Here is a 16,795-nt window from a genome sequence, read left to right as displayed (position 1 = left end):
AATGCTGCATGATATTAGCATATTAATTTGGATTGTTCTTAAGATACTGGGAATTGTTGTTCCTTTATTACTCGTTGTGGCATATTTAATTTATGCTGAGCGTAAAGTTATTGGTTATATTCAAGTACGTATCGGTCCTAACCGAGTTGGTATGAAGGGGTTATTACAACCTATTGCTGACCTTGTTAAGCTAATCACTAAAGAAATTATTGTTCCTACACGGTCTAATAAATACCTTTTTGTGATTGCACCACTATTAGCGCTGACACCTGCCTTAGCGGGATGGGCAGTTATTCCTTTTCAAGAAGGAATGGCTCTATCAAATATTAATGCCGGAATATTGTATATTTTTGCAATGAGTTCTTTAGGTGTTTATGGTGTTTTGATTGCCGGTTGGGCATCCAATTCTAAATACGCAATGTTTGGTGCGTTAAGAAGTACTGCACAAACTGTATCCTATGAAATTGCTATGGGCTTTGCACTAGTCGGCGTGTTATTAGCAGCAGGTAGCATGAATCTTACGGATATTGTGAATTCACAAAAAGGTGGAATTCTGCACTGGTGGTTTGTACCTTTATTGCCTTTATTCTTTGTATTTTGGATTGCAGGAATTGCTGAAACGAACCGAGCACCATTTGATTTAGCAGAAGGTGAATCTGAAATTGTGGCAGGATTCCATGTTGAATATTCGGGAATTGGCTTTGCCCTATTCTTTTTATCAGAATATGCCAGCATGATCCTGATTTCAGTAATGCTTAGTATTATGTTCCTGGGTGGTTGGATGTCTCCTTTTGAAGGTATTCCTGTCCTGGAAGATGTATTTTTTGTTGTGCCAGGTTTTGTTTGGTTACTTGTGAAAATCTGTTTTTTCCTGTTTGTGTATCTGTGGGTAAGAGCAACTTTTCCACGATATCGTTATGACCAGCTGATGCGTTTAGGTTGGAAAGTACTCATCCCTGTTACCATTGTTTGGATTATTGTAACTGCCATAATGGTCGTTGCTCAGGTTAAACCTTGGTTTTGATGGTTAAAAGAGAAGCCGATGAAAAAAGTATATCAAAATATTAAGTATTATATTCGTAGTTTCTTGTTGCTGGATCTATTGACTGGCTTAAAGTTAACGGGTAAGTATTTTTTTAAGAAAAAAATAACAGTACAGTTTCCTGAAGAGCATACACCGATTTCACCTCGTTTTAGAGGCTTACTGGCATTGCGTCGCTATCCTAATGGTGAAGAGCGTTGTATTGCTTGTAAATTATGTGAGGCCGTTTGTCCTGCATTAGCCATTACTATTGAATCAGAACCACGTGAAGACGGTTCACGACGTACAACCCGCTATGATATCGATATGTTTAAATGCATTAACTGTGGTTTGTGTGAAGAATCCTGCCCAGTTGATTCAATCGTAGTGACGCCAATACATCATTACCATATTAGTGAGCGTGGTCAAAATATAATGACTAAAGAAAAACTATTAGCTCTTGGTGATTTGCTGGAGCCACGTCTTGCAGCAGACAGAGCTGCTGATGAAAAGTACCGATAATGGGGTAATTGTATGCATGACTTATTAGTTCAAATCATTTTTTATGTGTTTGCAGCCTTAGCAGTTGGTTCAGCATTTCTGGTGATTACACAAAATAACCCGGTTCGCTGTGTTTTATTTTTAGTACTTACTTTTTTCTGTAGTGCTGTGCTGTGGATTTTGGCAGAAGCTGAGTTTTTAGCATTAATTCTGGTGCTGGTATATGTAGGCGCAGTAATGACATTATTCTTATTTGTTGTCATGATGCTTAATATCGATGTTGAATCATTAAAGAGTCATTTTAGACGTTATTTACCTTTTGGTTTAATTATCGTTGCTTTATTTATAGGACTCTTAATGGTTGCCATCCCAAGTGGTACTTTCAAGTCTAATGTTGAAATGAAACAAAATGCAGAAATGTCCGTAGCACAAAATTCTGGATCTAAAATTGAATCTCTTACTGTAGATGCATCAAATACAGAAGCTTTAGGTATGGTTCTTTATACTGATTATTTCTTAGCATTTGAACTTGCAGCAGTGCTTTTATTAGTGGCAATTGTTTCTGCAATTACTTTAGTACATCGTGGTGTAAGACACTCTAAACGACAAGATATTAAGCAACAAATTATGACTCGCAGCAGTGAGCGAGTTAAATTAATTAGTATGAAAGCAGAAAAATAAGTATTGGGGAATACCATATGATACCGGTTAATAACTACCTGATATTAGGGGCGATTTTGTTCAGCTTCGGTCTTATTGGCATGATGTTGAACCGCAAAAATATCATTTTACTCTTAGTCTGCATTGAATTGATGCTGCTTGCTGTTAACACTAATTTTATAGCGTTTTCGCATTACTATAACGAAATCGCAGGTCAAGTTTTTGTTTTTTTTATTTTGACAGTAGCTGCTGCAGAAGCTGCGATTGGTTTGGCCATAGTGATGTTGCTGTATAGAAATCGTGGCAACATAGACGTAGATAAGATGAATCATTTAAAAGGTTAACATTGTGAGTATACATCAACTTTGTCTGATAATTGTTTTAACTCCACTTGCAGGTGCACTGATTGCAGGTTTTTTTCGCAACCAAATCGGTCGTGTTGGAGCGCATACGGTCACTATTTTAGGTGTTAGTATTTCTTTTCTTGCGTCGCTGTATGTTGCGTGTCAAATTTTATCTGGCGTATTGCCCGCAGAGAGTAATATACTTTATCACTGGGCTGCAGGTGGTCAACTTATTCCTTATGAGTTTAACCTGGGATTTTTAATTGATCCATTAACCGTTGTCATGTTATTAACTGTTAATTTTGTTTCCTTATTAGTTCATATTTACAGTATTGGCTATATGGCTGATGATGATGGCTACCAACGATTCTTTAGCTATATTTCATTATTCACGTTTATGATGTTGATGTTGGTTACCTCGAATAACTTTCTACAATTATTTTTTGGTTGGGAAGGTGTGGGGCTTGTGTCCTATTTACTTATTGGTTTCTGGTATCAAAAAGAATCTGCTATTGAAGGCAGCTTGAAAGCATTTTTGGTGAACCGTGTGGGCGACTTTGGTTTTGTTATTGGCATTGCTTTAGTGTTTGCATATACCGGTAGTATTGATTATGCAACGGTATTCCAAAGCGCAAGTTACCTGGCAAGTCAAAATATTGAATTATTCCAAGGCCATCCTTGGTCTTTAGTAACAGTCACCTGCTTGGCTTTATATGTTGGCGCTATGGGTAAATCTGCACAAGTTCCTTTGCACGTATGGTTACCAGAATCAATGGAAGGTCCTACGCCTATTTCTGCATTAATTCACGCAGCAACCATGGTTACAGCCGGTGTTTTTATGCTTGCTCGTATTTCTCCATTATTAGAGTACTCTACAACCACGTTGACTGTGGTATTGGTTATTGGTGCAACAGGCGCACTGTTTACCGGTATTCTCGCTCTGGTAATGAATGATATTAAACGAGTAGTTGCTTATTCTACTCTATCCCAATTAGGTTATATGATGGTTGGTATTGGTACATCTGCATATAGTGCGGGCATGTTCCACCTTATTACCCATGCATGCTTTAAAGCCTTACTGTTCTTAGGGGCAGGTTCAGTAATTATTGGCATGCACCATGAGCAAGACATGAGAAAAATGGGAGGCTTATGGAATAAAATGCCCATTACTTATGTAACTTATATCATTGGTAGTTTGGCTTTATGTGCTATTCCGCCATTAGCGGGCTTTTATTCAAAAGATACGATTATTGAAGCGGCACAGTTATCACAAATTCCAGGTAGTAGTTACGCTTATTACTGTGTATTAATCGGTGCTATGATTACAGCGATTTATACCTTTAGATCGTTTTTCATGACTTTCCATGGAACACCACGTATGGATCAACATACCTACGATCATGTGCATGAGTCTCCATGGGTTGTTTGGGTGCCATTAGTGCTTTTAGCAATTCCTTCCGTAATTATTGGCTATATTCTTTACATGCCCATACTCTTTAACAATCCAACGATACTTGGTTCATCGGTGTTTGTTTTATCTCAACATAACGTTTTAGCTGAACTGGCTCATGAAGTGACTTCCCCGTTTGCAAGTATGATGCATTCAGTGCATTCACTTACATTTTGGTTGACTTTAGCAGGTATTCTTATCGCCTGGATTTGCTATATCGCTATTCCTTCTATTCCACGTTATTTGGCACATCATTTGTCAGTTATTTATAAGATTCTTTTAAGCAAATATGGATTTGATGCCTTTAATAACTTGTTTTTTGTAAAAGGTGCCAAGGGTATTGGTAGTGCTCTCTACAATATTGGTGATCAGAAACTAATTGATGGGTTAGTAGTTAATGGCAGTAGTGGACTGGTCAGATGGTTTTCCAGTAAAGGTCGCGCCATACAAAGTGGTTATCTGTATCATTATGCGGCTGTCATGGTGTTTGGATTATTGGGATTTTTGTGCTGGTTGATACTAGGCTGAATATAAGGTGAGGGTATGCATTATTTGCTCAATTTACTAGTTTGGTTGCCAATAATAGGTGGTGTTTTTGTTCTTCTTGCCGGAGACGATCGCAGTCCTAATGTTTCGCGTTATTTGGCTTTATTTACCGTGATATTGTGTTTATTGCTTTGTGTGCCTTTGGTAACAGGTTTTGATACTAAAGCACTTGGTATGCAATATCTGGAAGAGCTTCCTTGGATGCCTTCTTTAGGTATTAGTTATAGCCTTGGTATTGATGGATTGTCTTTACTGTTAATTGTACTAAGCATTTTTACTAACTTAGTCGTCATTTTGGCTACCTGGGATAGCATTACCACACGAGTCTCACAATATTTAGCAGCATTCTTAATAATGCAAGGCTTGCTTGTTGGGGTGTTCTCAGCTTTAGATTCAATTTTATTTTACATCTTCTGGGAAGCAACCTTAATTCCCATGTATTTAATTATTGGTATTTGGGGATCTGATAATCGCGTTTATGCAGCGATTAAATTTTTCTTATATACTTTCCTTGGTTCTGTATTAATGCTTGCTAGCTTCTTATACATGGGTTACATCGCAGGAACCTTTAATATCGAAGCTTTTTATAGCCTTAAATTAGGTATGGCTGCTCAGACATTGATCTTTATTGCTTTCTTCCTTGGATTTGCAATTAAGATTCCTATGTTTCCAGTACATACATGGTTACCTGATGCGCATACAGAAGCACCAGCGGGGGGGTCAATTATCTTGGCTGCTATTCTCTTAAAGCTTGGTGCGTATGGATTCATACGTTTTTCACTCCCTATTGTTCCTGATGCATGTAATCAATATGCTGGCGTTATGATTGCTTTATCTTTAATTGCCGTTGTTTATATTGCTTTTGTAGCAATTATTCAAAAGGATATGAAGCGGTTAATTGCTTATTCTTCAATATCCCATATGGGATTTGTGACCTTAGGCTGTTTTGCCATCTTTGCTATTGCCAAGCAATCAGGGCTAAGCAATGCCGGTTTAATTTTGGAAGGGGCGATTGTGGTCATGATTTCACATGCCTTTGTTTCCAGTGGTATGTTTGCCGGTGTAGGTTATATCTACGATCGGATGCATACACGTCATATTAGTGATTTTGGTGGTGTTGTGAATAGCATGCCTGTATTTGCATCCTTTTTCATGTTGTTTTGTATGGCCAATGCAGGATTACCTGGTACGTCAGGATTCGTAGGTGAGTTCATGGTGATTTTAGGCTCAATGAAAGCTGGTTTTTGGATTGCTTTCTGGGCCGCAACGACGCTTATTACTGCGGCAGCCTACAATCTATGGATGTACAAACGCGTTATATTCGGCAAAGTAGCCAATGATAAAGTTGCTGCACTAAAAGATTTATCTGGTTATGAACTTAGTGCTTATGTCTTACTCGCGTTAATGGTTATTGCTATGGGTGTTTATCCTAATGTTATATTGGACTACATACATCAGACAGTAACCCATACCCTGACATTAGCTAGCCAAACAAAATTGTAATAAAGCAAGGTTAATCAATATGAACGCATTATTTGAAAATATCCATGTAGCGATTCCAGAGATGATTATATTGGCCACAGCGAGCCTTGCTTTGCTTGCTGATTTATTTCTACGTGATCGCTATAAATCTGTAGCTTTTGTTATTTCCTGTATTGGATTAATACTTGCTGCATGTGTTAGTTATCTGTACATAGGAATGTACAAGGTAGTTGCCTTCAACAGCCTCTTCATCAGCGATGACATGGCTCATTTGATGAAATTTGCTATTTACCTGACTGTATTATTAGGTTTTATCTATTCGCGTCATTATATAGATGAACGTAAAATGCCGTCAGGTGATTATTATGTACTTGGCCTATTTTCTACATTAGGAATGATGATTCTTGTTTCAGCCCATTCGTTAATTACTCTCTTTTTGGGTCTGGAATTAATGTCATTACCTCTATATGCCATGACTGCAATTCGTCGTACAGATGGTGATGCATCAGAAGCAGCGATGAAATATTTTGTTATGGGCTCAGTTGCATCAGCAATGCTTCTTTATGGAGTCTCTTTGATCTATGGAGCTACTGGCAAACTGGATTTATTAGAAGTGTCAAGTATTATTTCAACTAATTGGCAGCAACAAAGCGCATTATTTGCTTTTGCATTAGTATTTATACTTGCTGGTATTTGCTTTAAGTTAGCTGCTGTACCATTTCACATGTGGGCACCTGACGTTTATCAAGGAGCACCAACTTCGGTGACTTTATTTATTAGTACTGCACCTAAGATTGCAGCGTTAGGGATGGCATTTAGACTATTAACAATTAGTTTTGTTGATCTCAGTAGTCAATGGCAGCAGATTTTATTAGTAATTACTTTATTATCTACTGGCTTAGGTAATTTATTTGCTGTTGTTCAAACAAGTTTTAAGCGGCTACTCGCTTATTCAGCAATATCACATATTGGCTATACACTATTTGGTATTCTTGCGGGAAGTACCGCTGGATATTCAGCAGCTTTGTATTATATTTTGGTTTATTCAATAACTACTGCTGCGGCATTTGGTTTAATTGTGCTAATGTCTAATCACGGGATGGAAATTGATAATGTTGAGGATTTAAAAGGATTAAATAAACGTAATCCCTGGATGGCATTTTTAATGTTAATCATTATGTTCTCAATGGCTGGTGTACCTCCTACCGTTGGCTTCTTTACCAAGTTGTTGGTACTTAAAGCATTAGTTGATGTCCATATGACCTGGGTTGCGGTTATTGGCTTAATTTTCACAATTATTGGTGCATATTACTATATCCGTATTGTTAAGCTAATGTATTTTGATAAGCCAGTACAAACTGATCCTGTAGTAATAGGTAAAGAGGATAACTTAGTATTGTCTTTAAATTGTCTTTCATTACTCTATTTAGGTATTTTCCCAAGTGCGCTGATTGTTAGCTGTATTAACGCATTTGCTAAATAATTCGCAAACTATAGCAAAAGTGCTTGCTATAGTAACCAAGTCTGAGTATACTTGGCCTCAGTTGACGCGGGGTGGAGCAGCATGGTAGCTCGTCGGGCTCATAACCCGAAGGTCGTAGGTTCAAATCCTGCCCCCGCTACCACTTATTAGCCCCTTTATGGGGTTTTTTATTACCCTGGAAAAAGCTTTAACGTTAGGTGTTATACTGAATTTAGCGAACAATTATCTACTTTCTAGGGGTATGTTTAATTTAGGGTACTTTGCGAATCCAGGTTATTAGTTGACAGACTTGGGCGTATGCGCCCTTTTTTTGTTTGTAGATGCTATGATTCAAGATGAACTGGAACAACTATTAAGTCCTGCAATTAATGATATGGGATATGAACTTTGGGGATGTGAATATCTTTCCCAGGGCAAACATTCTTTGCTGCGTATTTATATAGATAAAGCAGATGGTATTGGTATTGAAGACTGCGAGCATGTTAGTCATCAAGTCAGCGCCTTATTAGATGTTGAGGATCCTATCCAAGGTAACTATAGTTTAGAGGTTTCATCTCCTGGTATCCCAAGGCCTTTGTTTAAAGGTTGGCAGTATCAACAGTATATAGGTCAGCCGGTCCAGATTAAAACGTTTAAGCCAGTTAGTAGTAAACGCAAATTGCAAGGTACAATAGTTGCTGTTTTAGAAGATTCTGTTGTGCTGAATATAAATGGCGAAGATCATGAACTACTTTTTTCAAATATTGTGAAAGCATATTTGACAGTATAGAGAGGCGAACAATGAGCAAAGAATTAGTATTAGTTGCTGATGCTTTAGCAAATGAAAAAGGCGTAAGGAAAGAAGTAATCATACTTGCCATCCAGGCTGCATTGGAGTCTGCGACTCGCAAGATCTTTGGATTAGATATTGGTGTACGAATTAAACTCGACCCACGTACCGGTGAGTATGAAACGTTTAGATATTGGGATGTCGTTAATGAGGATGAGCTTGAATTCCCAGAGCGACAATTAACTTTGATGCAAGCTCAAGAGCGTAATCCATCGGTTAACGTGGGTGAGCGAATTGAAGAATCAATTCCCTCAATTGAATTTGGTCGTATTGAAGCGCAAGCTGCACGCCAAGTGATTATGCAAAAAGTTCGCGAAGCAGAGCGCGAACTGGTCATTGACCAATTCAGAAGCAAACTTGGCCAGCTTATTTACGGTACTGTCAAAAAGGTTACTCGTGACAATGTGATTATTGATTTAGGCGGTAAAGCTGAAGCATTTTTACCAAGGAGTGAAATGTTGCCTCACGAAATGTTCCGTCCGAACGATCGTGTACGTGCTTATTTATATGATATTACACCACAAGCACGAGGCCCACAATTGTTTGTAAGCCGTATACGCAATGAAATGCTCATTGAGCTGTTCCGTATTGAAGTGCCTGAAATTGGTGAAAATGTTATTGAGGTGAAAGCGGCTGCGCGTGATCCTGGAAATAGAGCGAAAATCGCTGTTAAGACTAATGATGGACGAATTGATCCTGTTGGTGCTTGTGTGGGTATGCGTGGCGCGCGTGTTCAGGCGGTTTCCAGTGAGCTTGGTGGTGAGCGTGTTGATATTATTCTTTGGGACGATAATCCAGCGCAATTGGTGATTAATGCAATGGCGCCTGCAGATATTTCATCAATTGTTGTTGATGAAGACACACATACAATGGATTTGGCTGTAGAAAAAGAACAATTATCTCAAGCTATTGGCCGAAATGGTCAAAACGTACGTTTAGCAAGTCAACTTACAGGTTGGACGTTAAACGTTATGACCAGTGATGAATTTGAAAATAAGAACTTAGAAGAATCAAGCAAGATTATCAAGTTATTTACTTCTGCTCTGGAAATTGATGAAGAAATTGCTACATTACTAGTAGCACATGGTTTCTCAACATTGGAAGAAATCGCTTATGTACCTAAAGAAGAATTGTTAGCTATAGAAGAATTTGACGAGGAAATCGTTGAAGAATTAAGAAACAGAGCTAACGATAATTTATTAACTATGGCATTAACTTCTGGTAAAGGTTTAGCGGGAGCTCCCGATGATTCTTTATTAAAAATGGAAGGGATGACTGAGGCATTAGCTAACAAATTAGCAGAAAAAGGTATCATCTCAATGGAAGATCTGGCGGAACAATCTGTAGATGATTTATTAGATATTGAAGGTATGACTGAAGAAAAAGCTGGCGTATTAATTATGAAGGCCAGAGAGCCATGGTTCTTATAATCATGGGAAACTATATTTCGTGTAATTCACGAGCAAATAAACTAACATGTTTCAGAATGCAGCTATGTTCATTTTTATTGAGCGTAGGCTGCTGAAAGGGGATTAAAATATGGCGGATGTGACGGTTAAACAATTAGCACAAGTCGTTGGTATTCCGGTTGAACGCTTATTGAACCAGTTACAGGAAGCAGGGTTATCTTTTACTGATGATCAACAGACTGTGAATGAAGAACAAAAGCGTATATTACTCAATCATTTGAAGAGTAACTCTGTGCGTGGTGATGTGCATGTTACACCAGAACGAATCACTTTACGCCGTAAGAGCTTATCTCAAGTGACTGTCGGTCATGATGCGCATAGTGGTAAAACTGTTAATGTTGAAGTGCGTAAAAAGAAAGTCTTTGTAAAACGCAGTACTTTAGTTGAGCCCCCAGAGATAGAGGATCCTACTGTTTCAACCGCGGAAGCAGCTGCACCAGAAGAACAGCTTCCTGTTGAATCTATTGCTGAAACACCCATTGTTGAGGCAGAGGAAACATCTTCAGACTTACCAGAAGTGCAGCCAAAAAAAGTCGAACAAGAAGAGCAAATCGAAGAAGTAATCACTGTGACTGAAGAAATGAGAGCCGATGAGCTGTTGGACAATACTTCTGAGCTAGAAAAAATTGCAGAGACTTCGATTAAAGAAGGTAGCAAATCAGATAAGACAAGCAAAAAGAAACATATAGATTCAGCGAATGCTGACTCTGAATCTTCAGACTATAAGAAACCAAAGAAAAAAGTCAAATATTCCCCTGGTTATGAGCGCGATGATGAAGAGCAAGATTCTCATCGCCGAGGTGGTCGAAGCAAATTCAAAAAACGTAAAGGCAATGAAAAATCAGATAAATACCGCGAAGCAGAAGAAACTTTAACTCATGGTTTTGCCCTACCTACTGCGCCAGTGATAAGAGAAGTTTTAATTCCGGAAACTATTACTGTTGCAGAGCTTGCAAAGCGCATGTCGGTTAAGGCTGCTGAAGTAATTAAAGTCATGATGACCCTTGGTGCTATGGCAACAATCAACCAAGTTATTGATCAAGAGACAGCGGTAATTGTTGTTGAGGAAATGGGGCATAAAGCAAGAATTATTAAAGAAGATGCAATTGAAGTAGGTTTGGATGAAGCTATTTCTAAAGGTAGTCATCGAGAATCAAGAGCGCCAGTAGTAACCATTATGGGTCATGTTGACCATGGTAAAACGTCGTTGCTTGACTACATTCGTCGCACAAAAGTTGCTTCTGGAGAGGCTGGCGGTATTACCCAGCATATTGGTGCATACCACGTGAGCACACCAAAAGGAGAAATTACATTTTTAGATACACCGGGGCATGCTGCATTTACGGCAATGCGTGCTCGTGGTGCGCAAGTAACTGATATCGTTATTCTGATTGTTGCAGCTGATGATGGTGTTAAACCACAAACTATAGAAGCAATTCAACACGCTAAAGCAGCGCGTGTGCCGATTATTGTGGCAATTAACAAAGTAGATAAGCCCGATGCAGATCCGGAGCGCGTAATGAACGAATTATCAGTTCATGAAGTAATTCCTGAGGCCTGGGGTGGCGATACAATGTTTATTAGCATTTCCGCTAAATCAGGTCAAGGTATTGATGAACTTTTAGATTCAATTCTACTACAAGCCGAAGTTCTGGAACTTACTGCGTTAACTGATGGTGCAGCTAAGGGTGTTGTTATTGAATCACGTCTGGATAAAGGGCGCGGCCCTGTTGCAACAGTATTAGTTCAAAGTGGAACTTTGCATAAAGGTGATATTCTTCTTGCTGGCTTCCAGTATGGCCGTGTTCGAGCATTAGTAGGTGACAATGGCGATATGGTTGAAAATGCCGGACCATCTATCCCTGTAGAGGTACTGGGTTTATCAGCAATCCCTCATGCAGGTGATGAAGCGATTGTTGTGCCAGATGAGAAAAAAGCACGTGAAGTAGCTCTATTTCGTCAAGGAAAGTTCCGTGATGTAAAACTTGCTCGGCGTCAAAAGTCTTCTTTAGAAGGCATCATGGAAAATATGACAGCAGCAGAGTCTAAAGTATTGAATATTGTCCTCAAAGCAGATGTGCAAGGTTCTGTTGAGGCAATAGCTGATGCAATGATTAAGTTATCTAATGATGAAGTTAAAGTTGCAGTTATTTCTAGTGGAGTTGGTGGTATCACCGAGTCAGATGTCCACTTGGCGATTGCATCAAATGCCATTTTAATTGGCTTTAACGTTCGTGCGGATGCTAGTGCTAAGCGTTTAGCAGAGCAAGAGGCAGTATCTTTACACTATTACAGTGTTATTTATGACATTGTGGATCAAATCAAAGGGGCATTAACCGGTATGTTGGCGCCACAATTTAAAGAAGAAATCGTGGGTATTGCTGAAGTTCGTGATGTATTTAAATCACCGAAGATTGGTGCCATTGCGGGTTGTATGGTTGTTGAAGGTATAGTAAAACGTAATAACCCAATCCGTGTTCTGCGTGCGAACGTAGTTATTTATGAAGGTACTTTAGAATCTTTACGACGATTTAAAGATGACGTGGTTGAAGTTCGTCAAGGCTTTGAGTGTGGTATCGGCGTGAAAAACTATAATGATGTGAAACCCGGTGATTTAATCGAAGTATATGAAATTGTTGAAATTAAGCGTGATTTATAAAAATGGGGCAGAATTTTAAACGTACAGACCGAGTCGCTGAAATGATTCAGCGAAAATTAGCGCAAATTATTCCTCTAGAAGTTAAAGATCCACGCTTAAAGGGTTTTGTGACTATATCTGCAGTTAAAGTAGCTGCAGACTTAAGTCACGCTAAAGTGTATTTTACGGTGCTTAATGACGATAAGCAGTTAGCAGGCTCCATTTTAAACGCTGCAGCAAGTTACTTGCGCAGTGCATTAGCTCGTAGCATTACCCTACGTACCGTTCCACAACTTCATTTTGTTTATGATGAGTCAATTGAATATGGTCAACATTTAAGTCGTTTGATTGATGAAGCCAATCAATCAACTGGCGATGAAGATGAAGATAAATGAGTTATCCTCAGTTAATAATGGAATTTTATTACTGAATAAATCTTTAGGGATGACATCCAATAAAGCGTTACAAAAAGCAAAAAAGTTATTGGGTGCAAAAAAGGCAGGCCATACTGGGAGTCTAGACCCACTAGCTACTGGAATGTTGCCAATATGTTTTGAGGAAGCCACCAAGATTTGCCAATTCTTGCTGGATGCAGATAAATGTTATGAAACAACAGGCATGTTGGGTATTAAGACAAGTACTGCTGATGCAGCAGGTAAGGTGATTGCCTACAGTGAATGTTTTCAAGTGTCACAATCACAATTGCAAGAAGTACTCACGCATTATACGGGACAGTTAAGTCAAACGCCATCGATGTTTTCAGCATTAAAACATAAAGGCGTACCTTTGTATCGTTTGGCGCGTTCAGGTATCGAAATAGAGCGTAAAGAGCGTGATATTATAATTCATGACTTACGCCTGAACTCCTTTGATGGGATTCAGTTTGAACTTACAGTAACTTGCAGTAAAGGAACTTATATTCGTAATCTGGTTGAAGATATTGGGGATTCCTTAAATGTGGGTGCCTATGTGAGTCGTTTACATCGTGTATATACTGCGGGATTAAATCACCTGCCAATATATACTTTAGATGAGCTAGAAAGTATGTCATTGGTTGAGCGTATTGCGTGTCTTATTCCTATGGACAAAGCCATTGACTATTTACCATCAATGGTTCTTGCAGATGATGAGGTATGGGCTATTCGGCAAGGGCGCGTGGTGAATAAAAATTTAGATGTGGAAGGTATGAATTGTGTCCGTTTGTATAATGAGAGCACACAATTTATTGGGTTAGGTGAGTTTAGTACAACAGGTATTTTAAAAGCAAAAAGGTTGTTGGCTTATTAATTATGCTATTATTTGGTATAAAAATTAAATTTTTTGCACAAATTAATTTGCAACACTTGTTTCATTTTGTATGCCTTGGTAGAATAGCCGCCTTTAAATGAATACTTAAGTAGTTCCAGGAGTGTAGCATGTCGCTAAGTAGCGCAGATAAAGCAGCAATCGTTAATGAATTCAAGCGTGCCGATAAAGATACTGGTTCGCCAGAAGTTCAAGTTTCTTTAATTACTAATCGTATTAAGTACTTGACTGAACACTTTAAAGAACACAAGAAAGATTTTCATTCTCGTCGTGGTTTACAAATGTTAGTAAACAAGCGTCGTAAGCTTTTAAAATATTTGAAAAGCAATGATCAAACACGTTACCAAACTTTAATTCAAAAATTAGAATTGAGAGATTCTTATTGATTGTTGAGCTTAAGCACCTTAGAGCGGGTGTATTAATACAAATTAATCTTTAAAATTAAGGCGCACTTTCTTGCGCCTTTTTTTCGTTATAATTACTAAAAGAGGAATATCTCGTGGCTAAAATTACAAAAGAAATAGCATTTGGGGACCATACCCTAGTCTTAGAAACAGGCGAAGTCGCGCGGCAAGCCGATGGTGCTGTAATCGCTAGTATGAATGGTACTCAAGTATTAGTCACTGTAGTTGGCAAAAAGGAAGGTGCTGAAGGAAATGATTTTTTTCCTTTAACTGTAAATTACCAAGAAAAATTTTATGCGGTAGGTAAAATTCCTGGTGGTTTTAACAAGCGTGAAGGTAGACCAAGTGAGCATGAAACTTTAGTGTCACGCTTAATTGATAGACCTATTCGTCCGCTATTTCCAGAAGCCTTTACTAACGAAATACAAGTTATTGCCACGGTTCTTTCTTTAAACCCTAATGTTTCATCAGATATTATTGCCATGATTGGTGCTTCTGCTGCATTAGCTATTTCTGGTGTACCTTTTAATGGCCCAATTGGTGCCGCACGCGTTGGCTACAAGGATGGAGTTTATCTGCTTAACCCAAGCCGTAAAGCATTAGAAGAATCGCAATTAGACTTGGTTGTTGCTGGAACTAAAGAGGCTATTTTAATGGTTGAATCTGAAGCTAAAGAATTAAATGAAGATGTAATGCGGGGAGCGATTATGTTTGGTCATGAAATGATGAAAAACGTAATCAAAGCCATTGAAGAATTAGCTAAAGAAGCTGGTAAGCCATGTTGGAATTGGGTTACTCCTGAAATCGATACGCAATTACAATCTCGTGTTGCCAATATGGCACAAGCTGATGTTGAAGCTGCATACTTGATTAAAGATAAGCAAGAACGTTATCAGCGTTTAGGAGAGTTAAAACAGCAAACTATTGATGCGTTAGTGGCTGAAAACGAAGAGTTAAGAGCAGATACTATTGGTACTATGTTTGTTGATTTAGAGCGGGCAACAGTACGTAATCGCATTTTAAATGGAGAGCCACGTATTGATGGTCGCGATCAAAAAACAGTTCGTCCTATTTCGATTCGTGCTAAATTTTTAGAAAGAACTCATGGTTCTTGTTTGTTTACACGCGGTGAAACGCAGGCTATTGTTGTTGCCACTTTAGGTAATGAGCGTGATGCACAAATTCTAGATGGCATTAATGGCGAAACTAAAGATCGCTTTATGCTGCACTATAATTTCCCTCCATATTCTGTCGGAGAAACCGGAATGGTTGGAAGTCCTAAACGTCGTGAAATTGGTCATGGCCGTTTAGCTAAGCGTGCGTTAATTGCTGTATTGCCAAATGCAAATGAATTCCCATATGTATTAAGAGTAGTGTCTGAAATTACTGAATCTAATGGTTCAAGTTCTATGGCTACCGTATGTGGTACAAGTTTGGCGTTGATGGACGCTGGTGTGCCTTTAAAAGCACCTGTGGCTGGTGTTGCAATGGGTTTGATTAAAGAAGGTGATCGTTTTGCCGTTTTAACTGATATCTTAGGTGATGAAGATCATCTTGGTGATATGGATTTTAAAGTAGCTGGTACAGAACAGGGTATTACTGCATTACAAATGGACATCAAAATTACTGGTATCACTAATGAAATTATGGAGCAAGCGCTTGAGCAAGCATTAGCCGGCCGTATGCATATTCTGGGTGTTATGAATAATGCTTTGTCGGAGCATCGTGAAGAACTGTCACAGCATGCCCCACGCATCACAACGATGAAGGTTGCTGAAGATAAGATCCGTACTATTATTGGTAAAGGTGGAGCTACGATTAAAGGCTTGATTGAAAGCACAGGCGTTTCTATTGATATCGACGATACTGGTGTAGTGCAATTATTCTCTCCTGATCAGATGGCATTAGAAGAAGCACAAAAGCAAATTAAAACACTAATTGCTGAAATTGAAGTAGGACAAACTTATCAAGGTAAAGTAAGCAAAATCGTTGACTTTGGTGCGTTTATTAATTTATTACCTGGTAAAGATGGTTTATTACATATTTCACAAATTTGCAGTGATCGTACACAGAAAGTTGAAACAGTTCTCCATGAAGGCCAAGAAATAGCCGTCTTTGTTGCCGGCATTGACAAACAAGGTCGTGTAAAGTTGGAATGGAAAGATAAGCCACAGACTGAAGAAGTACCTGCTGAGTCTGTTCCTATGGACAACCATCATCCAGATTCAGAAGAAGAATAATTAGTTGGCTATCGTATTTTTACGATGCCAATGCACTGCAAACGCATAGCCCCGTGAGGGGCTTCCCAAATATCTAGTAAACATGTAATTTAAGATGACATATTAAAGTTCATAACTGTTCACGGAGTATGTAATTTTTTAAAATTAAAAACTGGAGTTATTACGAACAAAGTAAAACAACTCAGTACAGATTTCTAATGAATAAAAGATCTGCCCCTCATCCCCTACGTGCCGCGGCACGTAGATACGGAGGGAGCTATTACTCTAATGAAATATCGTTTTAGGTTTTAGGTTATATGCATTTAATTACATCATAATTCCTTAATTTTTACCTATTATAATAATCGCTAAAATTTATTGGTTTTTATAGGCCTAGCGCTCCGGAACTTGCGCCCTAATGTAATGAACCATCTCACCCACTGA

General features: G+C 38.6%; 14 protein-coding genes and 1 tRNA gene. All 15 read left to right on the top strand.

Going from position 1 to position 16,795, the window contains the following annotated elements; translation table 11 throughout:
• Nucleotide 1: 1 nt before the first annotated feature.
• The 15 genes from nuoH to pnp all read left to right on the top strand — a co-directional run bounded on the left by nuoH (nt 2) and on the right by pnp (nt 16,372).
• Entirely contained in the window at nt 2-1,024 is a 1,023-nt protein-coding gene (nuoH, locus tag QM652_RS04655; protein ID WP_415073347.1) for an NADH-quinone oxidoreductase subunit NuoH, read from the top strand.
• Nucleotides 1,025-1,042: 18 nt separating this feature from the next.
• Nucleotides 1,043-1,543: an NADH-quinone oxidoreductase subunit NuoI gene (gene nuoI, locus QM652_RS04650; protein ID WP_415073345.1), complete on the top strand. Its 501-nt coding sequence runs from the start codon at nt 1,043-1,045 to the stop codon at nt 1,541-1,543.
• A 12-nt stretch (nt 1,544-1,555) separates the two neighbouring features.
• A complete protein-coding gene (locus tag QM652_RS04645; protein WP_415073343.1) occupies nt 1,556-2,203 on the top strand; it encodes an NADH-quinone oxidoreductase subunit J in 648 nt (215 codons plus the stop codon).
• A gap of 17 nt (nt 2,204-2,220) precedes the next feature.
• Nucleotides 2,221-2,526: an NADH-quinone oxidoreductase subunit NuoK gene (gene nuoK, locus QM652_RS04640; protein WP_415073341.1), complete on the top strand. Its 306-nt coding sequence runs from the start codon at nt 2,221-2,223 to the stop codon at nt 2,524-2,526.
• A 4-nt stretch (nt 2,527-2,530) separates the two neighbouring features.
• Nucleotides 2,531-4,504: an NADH-quinone oxidoreductase subunit L gene (nuoL, locus tag QM652_RS04635; RefSeq protein WP_415073339.1), complete on the top strand. Its 1,974-nt coding sequence runs from the start codon at nt 2,531-2,533 to the stop codon at nt 4,502-4,504.
• A gap of 15 nt (nt 4,505-4,519) precedes the next feature.
• The gene (locus tag QM652_RS04630; protein WP_415073337.1) at nt 4,520-6,025 is read left to right on the top strand and encodes a complex I subunit 4 family protein; all 1,506 of its coding nucleotides are present in this window, start codon (nt 4,520-4,522) and stop codon (nt 6,023-6,025) included.
• 19 nt (nt 6,026-6,044) lie between these two features.
• Entirely contained in the window at nt 6,045-7,487 is a 1,443-nt protein-coding gene (gene nuoN / locus QM652_RS04625) for an NADH-quinone oxidoreductase subunit NuoN (RefSeq protein WP_415073335.1), read from the top strand.
• A 65-nt stretch (nt 7,488-7,552) separates the two neighbouring features.
• A tRNA-Met gene (locus QM652_RS04620) sits at nt 7,553-7,629 on the top strand.
• Between the two features lie 183 nt (nt 7,630-7,812).
• Entirely contained in the window at nt 7,813-8,256 is a 444-nt protein-coding gene (gene rimP, locus QM652_RS04615; RefSeq protein ID WP_415073333.1) for a ribosome maturation factor RimP, read from the top strand.
• A gap of 11 nt (nt 8,257-8,267) precedes the next feature.
• Nucleotides 8,268-9,746, top strand: coding sequence for a transcription termination factor NusA (gene nusA, locus QM652_RS04610; protein WP_415073331.1), 1,479 nt, complete (start codon nt 8,268-8,270; stop codon nt 9,744-9,746).
• A gap of 109 nt (nt 9,747-9,855) precedes the next feature.
• Nucleotides 9,856-12,444, top strand: coding sequence for a translation initiation factor IF-2 (infB, locus tag QM652_RS04605; RefSeq protein WP_415073328.1), 2,589 nt, complete (start codon nt 9,856-9,858; stop codon nt 12,442-12,444).
• Nucleotides 12,445-12,446: 2 nt separating this feature from the next.
• A complete protein-coding gene (gene rbfA, locus QM652_RS04600) occupies nt 12,447-12,818 on the top strand; it encodes a 30S ribosome-binding factor RbfA (protein ID WP_415073323.1) in 372 nt (123 codons plus the stop codon).
• Entirely contained in the window at nt 12,805-13,710 is a 906-nt protein-coding gene (gene truB / locus QM652_RS04595) for a tRNA pseudouridine(55) synthase TruB (RefSeq protein ID WP_415073321.1), read from the top strand. Before rbfA ends, truB begins: the two co-directional genes overlap by 14 nt.
• A 128-nt stretch (nt 13,711-13,838) precedes the next feature.
• Nucleotides 13,839-14,114: a 30S ribosomal protein S15 gene (rpsO, locus tag QM652_RS04590; protein WP_415073319.1), complete on the top strand. Its 276-nt coding sequence runs from the start codon at nt 13,839-13,841 to the stop codon at nt 14,112-14,114.
• Between the two features lie 113 nt (nt 14,115-14,227).
• Nucleotides 14,228-16,372: a polyribonucleotide nucleotidyltransferase gene (gene pnp, locus QM652_RS04585; RefSeq protein WP_415073317.1), complete on the top strand. Its 2,145-nt coding sequence runs from the start codon at nt 14,228-14,230 to the stop codon at nt 16,370-16,372.
• Nucleotides 16,373-16,795: the final 423 nt, after the last annotated feature.

It is taken from the genome of Legionella sp. (assembly GCF_047605385.1).
Lineage (GTDB): Bacteria > Pseudomonadota > Gammaproteobacteria > Legionellales > Legionellaceae > Legionella.
Note: the sequence above shows the minus strand (reverse complement) of the source record. Positions and strands in the feature narration are given on the sequence as shown.